The organism is Streptomyces sp. NBC_01217 (assembly GCF_035994185.1).
Taxonomy (GTDB): domain Bacteria; phylum Actinomycetota; class Actinomycetes; order Streptomycetales; family Streptomycetaceae; genus Streptomyces.
Window position 1 is genome coordinate 2,378,825 of sequence record NZ_CP108538.1, and the last position, 14,053, is coordinate 2,392,877.

Annotated in this window: 13 protein-coding genes; 1 reads left to right on the plus strand and 12 read right to left on the minus strand. The window is 69.6% G+C overall.

The window, feature by feature from the left end; translation table 11 throughout:
• Positions 1-64 precede the first annotated feature (64 nt).
• From OG507_RS10365 to OG507_RS10380, 4 genes are read right to left on the minus strand one after another with little or no spacing between them, the layout of a single operon-like run.
• Complete coding sequence (locus OG507_RS10365) at positions 65-541, minus strand: GNAT family N-acetyltransferase (protein WP_327366876.1); 477 nt, start codon at positions 539-541, stop codon at positions 65-67.
• Positions 538-1,479 (minus strand): RluA family pseudouridine synthase, encoded by a 942-nt coding sequence (locus tag OG507_RS10370; protein WP_327366877.1) that lies wholly within the window; start codon positions 1,477-1,479, stop codon positions 538-540. The genes OG507_RS10365 and OG507_RS10370 overlap by 4 nt, the downstream gene beginning before the upstream one ends.
• Before the next feature lie 23 nt (positions 1,480-1,502).
• Positions 1,503-2,093 (minus strand): signal peptidase II, encoded by a 591-nt coding sequence (lspA, locus tag OG507_RS10375; protein WP_327366878.1) that lies wholly within the window; start codon positions 2,091-2,093, stop codon positions 1,503-1,505.
• Positions 2,094-2,151: 58 nt separating this feature from the next.
• The gene (locus tag OG507_RS10380; protein ID WP_327366879.1) at positions 2,152-2,976 is read right to left on the minus strand and encodes a TraR/DksA family transcriptional regulator; all 825 of its coding nucleotides are present in this window, start codon (positions 2,974-2,976) and stop codon (positions 2,152-2,154) included.
• Between the two features lie 541 nt (positions 2,977-3,517).
• Between OG507_RS10380 and ileS the strand changes: the two genes are divergently transcribed.
• On the plus strand, positions 3,518-6,667 hold the full coding sequence (gene ileS / locus OG507_RS10385) for an isoleucine--tRNA ligase (RefSeq protein ID WP_327366880.1): 3,150 nt from the start codon (positions 3,518-3,520) through the stop codon (positions 6,665-6,667).
• A gap of 193 nt (positions 6,668-6,860) precedes the next feature.
• On the opposite strand, the gene OG507_RS10390 is transcribed toward ileS, so the two are convergent.
• The 8 genes from OG507_RS10390 to murG form a co-directional block, all read right to left on the minus strand.
• The gene (locus OG507_RS10390) at positions 6,861-7,979 is read right to left on the minus strand and encodes a DivIVA domain-containing protein (protein ID WP_327366881.1); all 1,119 of its coding nucleotides are present in this window, start codon (positions 7,977-7,979) and stop codon (positions 6,861-6,863) included.
• Between the two features lie 49 nt (positions 7,980-8,028).
• Positions 8,029-8,313 carry a YggT family protein gene (locus OG507_RS10395; RefSeq protein WP_072483208.1) on the minus strand — a complete coding sequence of 95 codons (285 nt, stop codon included), beginning with the start codon at positions 8,311-8,313 and terminating at the stop codon, positions 8,029-8,031.
• A 70-nt stretch (positions 8,314-8,383) separates the two neighbouring features.
• Positions 8,384-9,001 (minus strand): cell division protein SepF, encoded by a 618-nt coding sequence (locus OG507_RS10400; RefSeq protein WP_327366882.1) that lies wholly within the window; start codon positions 8,999-9,001, stop codon positions 8,384-8,386.
• 126 nt (positions 9,002-9,127) lie between these two features.
• Positions 9,128-9,847, minus strand: coding sequence for a YggS family pyridoxal phosphate-dependent enzyme (locus OG507_RS10405; RefSeq protein ID WP_327366883.1), 720 nt, complete (start codon positions 9,845-9,847; stop codon positions 9,128-9,130).
• 6 nt (positions 9,848-9,853) lie between these two features.
• A complete protein-coding gene (gene pgeF / locus OG507_RS10410; protein ID WP_327366884.1) occupies positions 9,854-10,591 on the minus strand; it encodes a peptidoglycan editing factor PgeF in 738 nt (245 codons plus the stop codon).
• 26 nt (positions 10,592-10,617) lie between these two features.
• Entirely contained in the window at positions 10,618-11,832 is a 1,215-nt protein-coding gene (gene ftsZ / locus OG507_RS10415; protein ID WP_327366885.1) for a cell division protein FtsZ, read from the minus strand.
• Positions 11,833-12,109: 277 nt separating this feature from the next.
• A complete protein-coding gene (locus OG507_RS10420; protein ID WP_327366886.1) occupies positions 12,110-12,904 on the minus strand; it encodes a cell division protein FtsQ/DivIB in 795 nt (264 codons plus the stop codon).
• Positions 12,905-12,954: 50 nt separating this feature from the next.
• Positions 12,955-14,049, minus strand: a complete 1,095-nt coding sequence (gene murG, locus OG507_RS10425) for an undecaprenyldiphospho-muramoylpentapeptide beta-N-acetylglucosaminyltransferase (RefSeq protein WP_327366887.1) — start codon at positions 14,047-14,049, stop codon at positions 12,955-12,957.
• Positions 14,050-14,053: the final 4 nt, after the last annotated feature.

Sequence of the window (14,053 nt, forward strand, 5' to 3'; positions counted from 1 at the left end):
TGGACGTCACGCCCGCCCTGCCGGACCGGCCCGGACACGGTCGCGGCTGTGCGGGGCGTGGCGGCTACAGGTCGCGGCGCATCGCCCGGTGGGCGATCCCGGCGTCCGGGAACTCCGGGCCGTACGCCACGTAGCCGAGCCGCTCGTAGAAGCCGAGCGCATGGGTCTGGGCGTGCAGATCGACGGCGGTCAGACCGAGCTCACGGGCCGCGTCCTCGATGGCCCGGACGAGCGCCACACCGACACCGAGACCGCGCGCCTCCTTGGCCACCGCCAGCCGGCCGAGCGAGCCGACGGTGAGGTCGCCGCCGGTCCTGTCGAGGGCGGCCGGGCCGTGCAGCAGCCGCCCGGTGCCGAGCGCGGAGCCGTCCGGCGCGACGGCGATCACATGCACCGCGACCGCGTCGAGGGCGTCGTACTCGATCTCCTCGGGCACGTTCTGCTCACCGACGAAGACGTCCTTGCGGATCTGGAAACAGGCGGCGCGATCCTGCTCGTCGACGACGGTACGCGTGGTGTACGGGGCGGGCGTGCCGGTCATTCGCTCTCCGCCGCGATCTTGTCCAGGGCCTGCTGGAGGTCGTCCGGGTAGTTGCTGGAGAACTCCACCCAGACGCCGTCGGACGGGTGCTCGAAGCCGAGCCGGACGGCGTGCAGCCACTGCCGCGTCAGGCCGAGGCGCTTGGCCATCGTCGGGTCGGCGCCATAGGTGAGGTCACCGACGCAGGGGTGGCGGTGGGCGGACATGTGCACCCGGATCTGGTGCGTACGGCCCGTCTCCAGCTTGATGTCCAGGAGGCTGGCGGCGCGGTAGGCCTCGATGAGGTCGTAGTGCGTCACGGAGGGCTTGCCCTCGGCCGTCACGGCCCACTTGTAGTCGTGGTTGGGATGGCGCCCGATGGGGGCGTCGATCGTGCCGCTCATCGGGTCCGGGTGGCCCTGGACCAGCGCGTGGTACTTCTTCTCGACGACCCGGTCGCGGAACTGCGCCTTCAGCAGGGTGTAGGCGCGCTCGGACTTGGCGACGACCATCAGGCCGGAGGTGCCGACGTCGAGGCGGTGGACGATGCCCTGGCGCTCGGCGGCGCCGGAGGTCGAGATCCGGTACCCGGCGGCGGCGAGACCGCCGATGACGGTCGTTCCGGTCCAGCCGGGGCTCGGGTGGGCGGCGACCCCGACCGGCTTCACGATCACGACGATGTCGTCGTCGTCGTGCACGATCTCCATGCCCTCGACGGGCTCGGCGACGATCTGCACCGGAGCGGGTGCCTGCGGCATCTCCACTTCCAGCCAGGCACCGCCCCGTACCCGCTCGGACTTCCCGACCACCGCGCCGTCCACCTGCACCTTTCCGGCAGCGGCCAGGTCGGCGGCCTTGGTGCGGGAGAAACCGAACATCCGGGAAATGGCGGCGTCGACACGCTCGCCCTCCAGACCGTCGGGTACGGGCAGGGTGCGGACCTCGGGATACGTACTCACCTGTCGAGTATGCCTTGCGCCCGCTAGTCCTTGTGCACGGTGCCGTCGGGGTCCAGGCCCTTGAAGGAAAGGATCACGATCAGGATGCCGCCGCAGACGATCGCGGAGTCGGCGAGGTTGAAGACGGCGAAGTGCGCGGGCGCGATGAAGTCCACCACCGCGCCCTGGAAGGTGCCGGGAGCGCGGAAGATGCGGTCGGTGAGGTTGCCGAGCGCCCCGCCGAGCAGCAGGCCGAGCGCGATGGCCCACGGCAGGCTGTAGAGCTTGCGGGCGAGGCGGGCGATCACCACGATGACGGTCGCCGCGATGAAGGTGAAGATGATCGTGAAGGCCTCACCGAAGCCGAACGCGGCGCCCGCGTTACGGATCGCGTCGAACTTCAGCCAGTCGCCGAGGATCTCGACCGGCGGGTGGTGCTCCAGCTTCGCGACCACGATCATCTTGCTGATCAGGTCGAGCAGATAGGCGAAGACGGCCACGGCGAAGAGCACCACGACCTTCCGCTTGCCCCTGCCCGGGGCCGTCTCCTCGACCCGGTCCGCGGCCTCGTCCCCTTCGGTCCCCTCAGCTTCGGGGATGTCCGGCGTACCGATGATGCGCTCCGCCTCTGCCACGTGAGTCCCTCAACCTAGGTTCCTGACTGAGGACGAGGGTACGACACACGGCCGCGGATCAGCCGCGACGCTCCTGCTTCTGTTTGTCCTCGACACAGAGCGTGGCGCGGGGGAACGCCTGCATCCGCGCCTTGCCGATCGGATTGCCGCAGACCTCGCACAGTCCGTACGTCCCGGCGTCGAGCCGGGCCAGGGCACGCTCGGTCTGCTCCAGCATCTCCTGGGCGTTGGCGGCGAGCGACATCTCGTGTTCGCGGGTGATGTTCTTGGTGCCGGTGTCCGCCTCGTCGTCACCCGCCCCGTCGCCGGAGTCGCGCATCAGCCCGGCGAGAGCGGCGCCCGCGGCCTCCAGCTCACTTCGCAGCCGCATGATCTCGCTGCTCAGCACGGCCCGCGCCTCTTCGACCTCTTCCGGCGTCCAGGGGTCCTCACCGGGCCGGACCGCCAGCTCGCCGGGGGCTGTCGTGGCGGTTCCACGGGCCGGGGGCACGGGCGCCGCGCCCTTGCCGGCCGTGCGGGTCCGGGCCGCGCTCTTCTTGGCTACCACCGTGTGGGCTCCCGTCTGCTCGGCGGCCTCGGCCGCCATCGTGGCCGCCGCAGCGGCCTTCTTCGAAGCCTTCTTGGCCGCGCTCTTCTTCGCAGGTGCTTTTCCGGCGGGCGCCGCGTGCTCCGCGGAAGCCGCCGCCTTCTTGCCAGCGGACTTCTTCGCCGCGGACTTCTTCGCCGCGGTTTTCTTCGCCGCGGTTTTCTTCAGCGCGGTCTTCTTCGCCGCGCCCTCCTGCGAACCGCTCTGTGTACCCGCCTCTCCGCTCGTCGTTCCGGCCGCCGCACCCGTGGATCTCGATGACGCCGACTTCTTCGCGGCGGTCTTCTTCACCACCATGGCCGCGGCCCCTTCACATATTGTGATCTTGCACGCGAATCGTGCTGGGACGATAAATCGACCCCAGTCCCGCGGCAACGGGGCACGCCGCCGAATCGCCCCTCCCCGTGTCCGGATACCGACGCGCTTGAATCCGTTGTTCCCAGCTCCCCGCCGGGTAATCCGCCTCCCGGCTCCCCGGCCGGACTCCGTACGGCCGCGTCTGGCCATTCGGGTCACGCCCCGCTCCACGGGTTAAACCGGTCGGCCGTCGCCCGTACGGGCCCGTACACTGGCCTCAGCGAGAGGCGTGGATGGGACGAGTAGCGTCGTACGCAGCCAGGAGCGACCCGGGGACGGTGGAAGCCCGGGGGCGAGCGCGTCGTGAAGATCACCCGGAGCCGTCGGAAGAAAGCCGCAGGGCGAGTAGAACCGGCATCGCGACCCCAATGAGGGGGCCACGGGCGCACACCCGGGGCCAAGGAGGGTGGTACCGCGGGAGTCGATGAGGCTCTCGTCCCTCCGACGGAAGTGGAAAACGTCCGCCGGAGGAAGTTCGCCCATGACATCGCCGCAGTACCGCCAGGTACCCGCCCAGGTCGACCTGCCCGCGCTGGAGCACGCCGTGCTCGATTTCTGGCGCGAGAGCAAGGTCTTCGCCAAGAGCCTCGAACAGTCCGAGGGCCGCCCCGAGTGGGTCTTCTACGAGGGCCCGCCCACCGCCAACGGCATGCCCGGCGCCCACCACATCGAGGCCCGCGTCTTCAAGGACGTCTTCCCCCGCTTCCGCACCATGCAGGGCTACCACGTGGGCCGCAAGGCCGGCTGGGACTGCCACGGACTGCCGGTCGAGCTCGCGGTCGAGAAGGAGCTGGGCTTCAACGGCAAGAAGGACATCGAGGCGTACGGCATCGCCGAGTTCAACGCCAAGTGCCGCGAGTCCGTGACCCGTCACACCGACGCGTTCACCGAGCTCACGACCCGGATGGGCTACTGGGTCGACCTCGACGACGCGTACCGCACGATGGACCCCGAGTACGTCGAGTCGGTGTGGTGGTCGCTGAAGGAGATCTTCAACAAGGGCCTGCTGGTCCAGGACCACCGCGTCGCCCCCTGGTGCCCCCGCTGCGGGACCGGCCTCTCGGACCACGAGCTGGCGCAGGGTTACGAGACGGTCGTCGACCCGTCGGTCTTCGTGCGCTTCCCGCTCACCTCGGGCCCGCTGGCCGGCGAGGCGTCCCTTCTCGTCTGGACGACCACCCCCTGGACCCTGGTCTCCAACACCGCCGTCGCCGCGCACCCCGACGTCACCTACGTCGTCGCGACCGACGGCGAGAAGAAGCTCGTCGTCGCCCAGCCCCTCGTCGAGAAGGCACTCGGCGAGGGCTGGGAGCTCACCGGTCAGACCTTCACCGGCCGTGAGATGGAGCGCTGGACGTACGAGCGCCCGTTCACCCTGGTCGACTTCCCGGCGGAGGCCCACTACGTGGTCAACGCCGAGTACGTGACGACCGAGGACGGTACGGGTCTGGTCCACCAGTCCCCCGCCTTCGGCGCCGACGACCTCGTCGTCTGCCGTGCCTACGGCCTCCCGGTCGTGAACCCCGTCCGCCCCGACGGCACCTTCGAGGAGGACCTGCCGCTGGTCGGCGGCGTCTTCTTCAAGAAGGCCGACGAGGCGCTCACCGAGGACCTGGCCGCCCGCGGCAAGCTCTTCCGGCACGTCCCGTACGAGCACAGCTACCCGCACTGCTGGCGCTGCCACACCGCGCTGCTCTACTACGCGCAGCCGTCCTGGTACATCCGTACGACCGCCATCAAGGACCGGCTCCTCGAAGAGAACGAGAAGACCAACTGGTTCCCGGACTCGGTCAAGAACGGCCGCTTTGGTGACTGGCTGAACAACAACGTCGACTGGGCACTGTCCCGCAACCGCTACTGGGGCACCCCGCTGCCGATCTGGCGCTGCGAGGACAGCCACCTCACCTGCGTCGGCTCGCGCGCCGAGCTGAGCGAGCTCACCGGCACCGATCTCTCCGGTCTCGACCCGCACCGCCCGTTCATCGACGAGATCACATTCACCTGCTCGCACGAGAACTGCCAGCTGGAGGCGTACCGCGTCCCGGAGGTCATCGACGCCTGGTACGACTCGGGCTCGATGCCGTTCGCGCAGTGGGGCTACCCGTACAAGAACAAGGAGATCTTCGAGAGCCGCTATCCGGCGCAGTTCATCTCCGAGGCCATCGACCAGACCCGCGGCTGGTTCTACACGCTGATGGCGGTCGGCACGCTGGTCTTCGACAAGTCGTCCTACGAGAACGTGGTCTGCCTGGGCCACATCCTCGCCGAGGACGGCCGCAAGATGTCCAAGCACCTCGGGAACATCCTGCAGCCGATCCCCCTCATGGATCAGCACGGCGCGGACGCGGTGCGCTGGTTCATGGCGGCGGGCGGCTCCCCGTGGGCGGCGCGCCGCGTCGGCCACAACACGATCCAGGAGGTCGTCCGCAAGACCCTCCTGACGTACTGGAACACGGTCGCCTTCCAGGCCCTGTACGCCCGTACGTCGAACTGGGCGCCCTCCGCGGCCGACCCGGCCCCGGCTGACCGCACGGTCCTGGACCGCTGGCTGCTGAGCGAGCTGAACGCGCTGGTGGACCAGGTCACGCAGGCCCTGGAGGGTTACGACACCCAGCGCGCCGGCAAGCTGCTGTCGTCGTTCGTCGATGATCTGTCCAACTGGTACGTACGCCGCTCGCGCCGCCGCTTCTGGCAGGGCGACAAGGCGGCGCTGCGCACCCTGCACGAGGTCATCGAGACGGTGACCCGGCTGATGGCCCCGCTCACCCCGTTCATCACCGAGCGGGTCTGGCAGGACCTGGTGGCCCCGGTCACCCCGGAAGCCCCCGAGTCGGTCCACCTCTCCACCTGGCCGAAGGCGGACCTCGCGGTCATCGATCCGGCGCTCTCCACCCAGATGGCGCTGGTGCGCCGTCTGGTCGAGCTCGGCCGGGCCACGCGCGCCGAATCGGGCGTCAAGACCCGTCAGCCGCTGTCGCGTGCCCTGGTCGCGGCGGCGGGCTTCGACGCGCTCTCCCCCGACCTGCACTCCCAGATCACCGAGGAGCTGAACATCTCCTCGCTGGCCTCCCTCTCGGATGTCGGCGGCTCGCTGGTCGACACCACGGCGAAGGCGAACTTCCGGGCGCTCGGCAAGCGGTTCGGCAAGGGCGTCCAGGCGGTGGCCAAGGCCGTCGCGAACGCCGACGCTGCGGCCCTCTCCCTGGCCCTGCGCGAGGGCACGGCATCGGTCGAGGTGGACGGCGAGACGGTCGCCCTCTCCCCCGACGAGGTGATCATCACCGAGACGCCGCGCGAGGGCTGGTCGGTGGCGTCCGACTCGGGCGCGACAGTCGCCCTGGACCTGGAGATCACCCCGGAGCTGCGGCGCGCGGGCCTCGCCCGTGACGCGATCCGCCTCATCCAGGAGGCCCGCAAGAACAGCGGCCTGGACGTCGCGGACCGCATCGCCGTCCGCTGGACGTCGGCCTCCCCTGCCACGGTGGAGGCCCTGACCGAGCACGCGGCCCTGATCGCGGACGAGGTCCTGGCCCTGGACTACGCACAGGGCGAGGCGGACGAGGCCTACGGCGCCCCGTTCGAGGACGAGGGCCTGTCCCTGACATTCCGCCTCCGCAAGACGGAGCAGTAAACCCGAGCTCCCCCAGGAGGCCCGCCCGGAATCCCGTTCCGGGCGGGCCTCCGGCGTTTTCCGCGGGTTCGGGGGCAGAGGCCCCCGGGGAACGCCCGTCCGCGCCCACGGCAAAAGGGCCGGGCCCCGGGGAAAACCCCGGGGCCCGGCCCTCAGCCTGCCGACGGCTACGCGCTCATCGCGCGCACCCGGCTCAGTTGTCGTCCTCGTCGATCAGGAACCCACGCATCGGCGAAGGAGCCTGCTGCATCGGCTGCGGCGCCTGCGGCCGCACCGGCGCCATCGGCTGGGTCATCGCCGGCGACATCTGCTGCTGGCCGCCGTACGAGGGCCCACCGCCCATGGACGGGTTGCCGCCCATCTGCTGGCCGCCGTGACCGCCGTGGTTTCCGCCCATGGTGTGACCCATCGCACCCGCACCGGCCGGAGCCAGCGAGGGCGACGGCGGCAGCGAAGCGGCCGCCGGGGTCCGCGGCGGGGCCAGCGAGTCGTCGGCCTGGGTCTCCAGCTGACGCAGCTGGCTCTCCAGGTAGGACTTCAGCCTGGTCCGGTACTCGCGCTCGAAGCCGCGCAGGTCCTCGACCTTGCGCTCCAGCGTCGCGCGGGCCGACTCCAGCGAGCCCATCGCCACGCGGTGCTTCTCCTGCGCGTCCCGCTCCAGCGCATCCGCCTTGGCGCGCGCGTCCCGCTCCAGGCCCTCGGCACGGCTACGCGCCTCGCCGACGATCTTGTTGGCCTCGGAACGGGCCTCCGCGATCGCCTGGTCGGCGGTCTGCTGCGCGAGCGAGAGGACACGGGCGGCGCTGTCGCCACCGGGGCCCTGACCGGGCTGCTGCATCTGCTGCATCTGCGGCGGCTGCTGCATCTGCTGCATCTGCTGCGGGGCGTGACCGCCCATGGGGCCGCCCATCGGGCCACCCATGGGACCGCCCTGCATCGGACCGGGGCCGTGCGGGCCCTGGGGACCGTGACCGCTGGGACCGGCGGGCAGCTGCGGAGCACCACCGGGCAGCTGGGGGGGACCCATCTGCGGGGGCTGCTGCTGGACCGGCGGACCCGATATGGCGGCGGGCACAGGTGCCCCGGGCCGGTCCTGCGGCTCCGGCTTGCGCATCCCCTGCTGCTGGTTCTGCGCGGCGGCACGCGTGGCGGCGGCCAGCTTGGCGCGCAGGTCCTCGTTCTCACGGAGCAGGCGGGTCAGCTCGGACTCGACCTCGTCGAGGAAAGCATCGACCTCGTCCTCGTCATAGCCTTCTCGGAGGCGGACGGTCGTGAACTGCTTGTTCCGCACGTCCTCGGGGGTCAGCGGCATCTCTTCTTCACCTCTACGTAGTCGTCGGCAGTCGGCAAGACCGTATCGCTCACAGCCTGATCACAATGCTGATCAGGATGTAGACGATGATCATCAGAACGAAGAAGGACAGGTCGAGTGCCACGCCCCCGAGACGCAGCGGCGGGATGAACCGCCGCAGAAGCTTGAGCGGTGGATCCGTGACAGTGTAGGTGGCCTCAAGTATGACCACCATCGGCTTGCCGGGCTGCCATGAACGTGCGAACTGGAAGACGTAGTCCATGACCAGCCGGAAGATCAGCACGATGAGGAAACACATCAACGCGATATAGACAACCTGCAGTGCGACGCCCATTTCGCGCTTCCCTCTCCCCTGACTCTCGTAGCTCCGGCCCTGCGGCCGGGTCGTTCCCGGTGTCGTGTTCTCAGCTCTGGTTGAAGAATCCGCCCTCAGCGATGCGGGCCTTGTCCTCCGCCGTGACATCGACGTTAGCAGGCGACAACAGGAACACCTTCTGCGTCACGCGCTCAATGCTGCCATGGAGACCGAAGACGAGCCCTGCGGCAAAGTCGACAAGTCGCTTCGCGTCGGTATCGTCCATCTCCGTGAGATTCATGATCACCGGAGTGCCCTCACGGAAGTGTTCCCCGATGGTACGGGCCTCGTTGTAGGTCCTGGGGTGCAGCGTGGTGATGCGGTAGGGCTCCCGCTCGGACACAACCTTGGGCATGATCACCGGTGCGTTCTTCTCCATGCTCGGACGTTCAGGTGTGATGGATGCCACGGGTGCGATTCGGGCGGGTCGCTCCCTTTCCGCCGGGATCTGAACCGGTTCCCGCTGCGCGGGGGGCTGCACCACTCGCACCGGTTCGTCCCGATCCCGGTCCCGGTCCACCTGATGCACGGGCTGGTGCCGCCGCCGGTCGCGCTCGGGCTCCGGCTCGGGTTCGAATTCGTCGTCGGGGTCGAACCCCGGACCGTCGTACCCATCGTCCTCCACGAGGCCGAGGTAGACCGCCATCTTGCGCATCGCGCCGGCCATGCTCTGAGTCCTCCGCTCTGTGGTGGATCGGCATCTGTCACCAAGTGCCCCGCGATCCACTGAGGCCTGCCCGCCATAGGCGGGAATGACCATATTTTCTGCTGTGGTCCGACCTGCTTGGCGACGTTACCCGAGCCTCGGTCGGACTCCGAGTACCGCCGTACCGACGCGCACATGTGTCGCTCCGGCTGCAACCGCGTCCTCGAGGTCCGCACTCATCCCTGCAGAGACCATGTTCGCAGCCGGATGGTTCCCGCGCAGGCGGGATGAGAATTCCATCAGTCGGTCGAAGGCGGCGCGTTGCCGCCCCGCGTACGGCCCGGCGAGTGGTGCGACGGTCATCAGACCGCCGAGCCGCAGCCCGGGCGCGGATTCGACCGCGGCGGCCAACTCCTCGATCCCGTCCGGAGCGACGCCGCCCCGGTCACCGCGCTCGCCGCTCTCCGCGTCGAGTGCGACCTGGATGAGACAGCCGAGTTCGCGCCCCTCACGCACGGCCGCCGCCGAGAGAGCCGTGACCAGTCTGGTCCGGTCCACCGACTGCACGACATCGGCATAACTCGCCACAGAACGAACCTTATTCGTCTGCAACTGGCCGACAAAGTGCCAGGTGAGCGACAGATCCGCACATTCGGCTGCCTTGGGCGCCGCGTCCTGGTCACGATTCTCGGCGACATGGCGCACACCGAGTTCATGCAGGATCCGCACATCGCTCGCGGGGTAGGTCTTGCTGACCACGATGAGGGTCACTTCTTCCCTCTTGCGACCGGCGGCGGTACAGGCGGAAGCAATGCGTTCCTCCACCTGTGCCAGATTTTCGGCGAGTTGAGTCCTACGGTCCGTCATGCCCTATCAGTCCAACCAGACATATCCGGCGAGCCGCCCGGTCGTGCGGTCGCGGCGGTACGAGAAATGGTCGCCGGATTCGAGGGTGCAGACCGACGACGCGCGCCGGTCCTCGACCCCGAGGGCTTCGAGCTGGGCGTGGACCCCGGCGGTGACATCCACGGCCGGGGTGCCCCAACTGGTCTCGGACCATGAGGCCGGGACGCTCTCGGCGACCTCGTCGCGCATCCGGGACGGGACTTCGTAGCACCGTCCACAGACCGCCGGTCCGGTGCGGGCGATGATCCGGGAGGGCTCGGCGCCGAGTCCGGTCATGGCCTCGATCACGGCGGGGACCACTCCGGCGACCAGACCGGGACGGCCCGCGTGTGCGGCCGCCGCGATCCCGGCGACCGGGTCGGCGAGCAGTACGGGGGTGCAGTCGGCGGTGAGCACGGCCAGCGGGAGCCCGCGCCGTGCGGTCACCACCGCGTCCACCGCGGGGATCTCGCAAGCGTCTCCCCACGGCCCTTCGACGACCGCGACGTCCCGCCCGTGCACCTGGTTCATCCAGACGACCCGCGCCGGGTCCAGTCCGAGGGCCCGCGCGGCGCGCCCCCGGTTCGCCAGAACGGCGGCGGGGTCGTCGCCGACCGCGCCGCCGAGGTTGAGTTCCTCGTACGGAGCGGCGCTCACCCCGCCCCACCTGTCGGTGAAGGCGAAGTGCGCGCGCCCCTCCAAGGACACTGCGGACACAGAGGACACTTCGGATTCTGTGTGATGCGGACCTATCACTTCAAGAAGTCCGGAACATCCAGCTCTTCGGCCTGGGAGTCCTGGTAGGGACGGGCCGGCGGGATGTGCGGCGGAGCGACCGGCGGCAGGTGGCTCTCATTGGCCGCCGGTACGGGCTCGGCCTGGACCGGGGGCTCCTCGCGCGGGGGCAGGGAGCCCAGTCCGCCACTCTGGCGCACGGGCTCGGCGGACCGGACCGGCGGGACCGGCTCCTCGCGCTTGGCGGAGTTCGCGCCCAGGACGTTCTCGCGACGGGTGGGCGGCTGTCCGCCGTCGAAGCCCGCGGCGATCACGGTGACGCGTACCTCGTCGCCCAGTGCGTCGTCGATGACCGCACCGAAGATGATGTTCGCCTCGGGGTGCGCCGCCTCGCTCACCAGCTGGGCGGCCTCGTTGATCTCGAAGAGACCGAGGTCGCTGCCGCCGGAGATGGAGAGCAGTACACCGCGGGCGCCGTCGATGGACGCCTCCAGGAGCGGCGAGGAGATCGCCATCTCCGCGGCGGCCACCGCGCGGTCGTCGCCACGGGCGGAACCGATCCCCATGAGTGCCGATCCGGCCTCGGACATGACCGACTTGACGTCGGCGAAGTCGAGGTTGATCAGACCCGGGGTCGTGATGAGGTCGGTGATGCCCTGGACGCCCGAGAGCAGCACCTGGTCGGCCGACTTGAAGGCGTCGAGCACGCTGACCTGGCGGTCCGAGATGGACAGCAGCCGGTCGTTGGGGATGACGATGAGGGTGTCGACCTCCTCGCGGAGCTCGGCGATGCCGTCCTCCGCCTGGTTCGCGCGTCGCCGGCCCTCGAAGGTGAACGGGCGGGTGACCACACCGATCGTCAGGGCGCCGAGCGAGCGCGCGATGTTGGCGACGACGGGTGCGCCGCCGGTGCCGGTGCCGCCGCCCTCTCCGGCGGTGACGAAGACCATGTCGGCCCCCTTGAGGACCTCCTCGATCTCCTCACGGTGGTCCTCTGCCGCCTTGCGACCGACGGCCGGGTTCGCCCCGGCGCCGAGGCCGCGGGTGAGTTCGCGGCCGACGTCGAGCTTGACGTCGGCGTCGCTCATCAACAGGGCTTGCGCATCAGTGTTGATCGCGATGAACTCGACGCCCTTGAGACCGACCTCGATCATTCGGTTGATGGCATTGACACCACCGCCGCCGACACCGATGACCTTGATGACTGCGAGGTAGTTCTGCGGTGCTGCCACGTCGAAGGCCTCTCGCCTCGAGTTACGTGTCGTCGCTCTGCGGTAGTACCGCCGCGACGACGGATGCCGATTGGGGCGGTCCGAAACGCCGACCCAAACCCTAACGTTGAAGTTTAGGGTTACCAGTGTGTCTGCTTCATGGACTCTTCCGAACAGGACACTAAGTCGACAAGTGGCGCACGTTCAACGAACACGCCGAACCTCCCGTTTTTCTTTTCACCCTATGTGATCACCCGTAGCGCTGACCAACCAGGGTGCTGGCCAGGCCAAATGCGCGTCAACTGCCGGACACCGCAGGTGCGGTGGGTGCACTCACGTCGAAGTGTCCCGCTTTGGGAGAGGCTTTCATGAGAGCGGTGAGGACTCTTGCCTTCACCGGACCTTCTTCGCCGCTGCCCCAGACCACCGTGCGGCCCCGGGTGAGTTCCAGGGAGATCGAGTCGTACGAGGTGACCCGTACGACCTTGGTGTCCTTGGCGACCGCACCCGGAAGTTCGCCCGCGACCCGGACCGCTTCCTGCACCAGCCGGGCACTGCCGAAGCGGCGCAGGCTCGCGGACCGACCAGGTGTCAGTTCCAGCAGAGGTACGCGCCCGGGCGCTTTGTCCACCGCTGCAAAGCGCACGCCTTTCGCGTCCACTTCGATGAACTTTGCGCCCTTTTTCACCAACAGGACCGGCTGTCGTTCGGTCACTTTAAGTCCGATTCCGTGCGGCCATGACCGTACGACATCCACCGAGTCGATACGAGGCAACTTCTGGCGCAACCGGTCGGCGATGGCGTCGGTGTCCACGGAGATCAGCGGGGCCCCGATCGGCACCGCCGCGGCGGCCTCGACCTCGGCCGGTGTCAGTACGTCGACACCGGTGGTCCTGACGTGTTCGGCCCGGAGCCAGGAGGAGCCGTAGAGCGCCCAGACGGCGCCTGAGCCGAGCAGCAGCACGAGCACGCCGGTCACGATCAGCTGTCTGCGGCTGGGCCGTCGGCGCCCTTCGGGGCGTGGGCTCGGCGGGTGGGCCGGGGAGTCCTCCTGCTGTGCTGCACCGCGCTGGGCGGTCGTCGGTCCGGCCACGCTCGCTCCTTATGCCGGGTCCGGGGGCCGCGCCCCCGGACCCGTCCGCCTCACGCCCCTCGGCGTGCGGCAATCGCCTCGTACACCATGCCGACGAGCAGGTCGTCGGCGTCCCGGCGGCCGAACTCGGCGGCGGCGCGGGACATCTCGTACAGCCGGTGCGGATCCGCCAGCACCGGAAGGACGTTGCCATGCACCCACTCGGGGGTGAGCGCCGCGTCGTCCACCAGCAGACCGCCGCCGGCGTTGACCACCGGCTGGGCGTTGAGCCGCTGTTCGCCGTTGCCGATGGGCAGCGGTACGTAGGCGGCGGGGAGCCCGACGGCGGAGAGTTCGGCGACGGTCATCGCGCCCGCACGGCAGAGCATCATGTCGGCCGCCGCGTACGCGAGATCCATCCGGTCCACGTACGGTACCGGGATGTAGGGCGGCATCCCGGGCATGTTGTCGACGCGCGGCAATTCGTTCTTCGGGCCGACCACGTGGAGGATCTGGATCCCGGAGCGCTGCAGCAGCGGGGCGACCCGCTGGACCACCTCGTTGAGGTGCCGGGCGCCCTGCGAGCCGCCGGAGACGAGCAGCGTCGGCAGGTTGGGGTCGAGGCCGAAGGCGGCACGCGCCTCGGGGCGGACCCGGGCCCGGTCCAGGGTGGCGATGGTGCGGCGCAGCGGGATGCCGATGTAGCGGGCGCCGCGCAGCTTGCTGTCGGGGGTGGAGACGGCGACGCCGTGGGCGTACCGGGAGCCGATCTTGTTGGCCAGGCCCGGCCGGGCGTTGGCCTCATGGACGACGATCGGCACTCCGACCCGCTTGGCCGCCAGGTAGCCGGGCAGGGCGACATAGCCGCCGAAGCCGACGACGCAGTCCGCCTTGGTGCGCTCCAGGATCTGCTCGGCGGCCTTGATGGTGCCGCGCAGCCGTCCCGGGACGGTGATCAGTTCCGGGGTGGGCTTGCGCGGCAGCGGCACGGCCGGGATCAGCGCGAGATCGTACCCCCGCTCGGGTACGAGCCTGGTCTCGAGTCCGCGCTCCGTGCCGAGGGCAGTGATTCCCACGGTCGGGTCCTGCCTGCGCAGGGCGTCCGCGAGGGCAAGCGCGGGCTCGATGTGGCCGGCGGTCCCCCCACCGGCGAGTACGACATGCACCGAA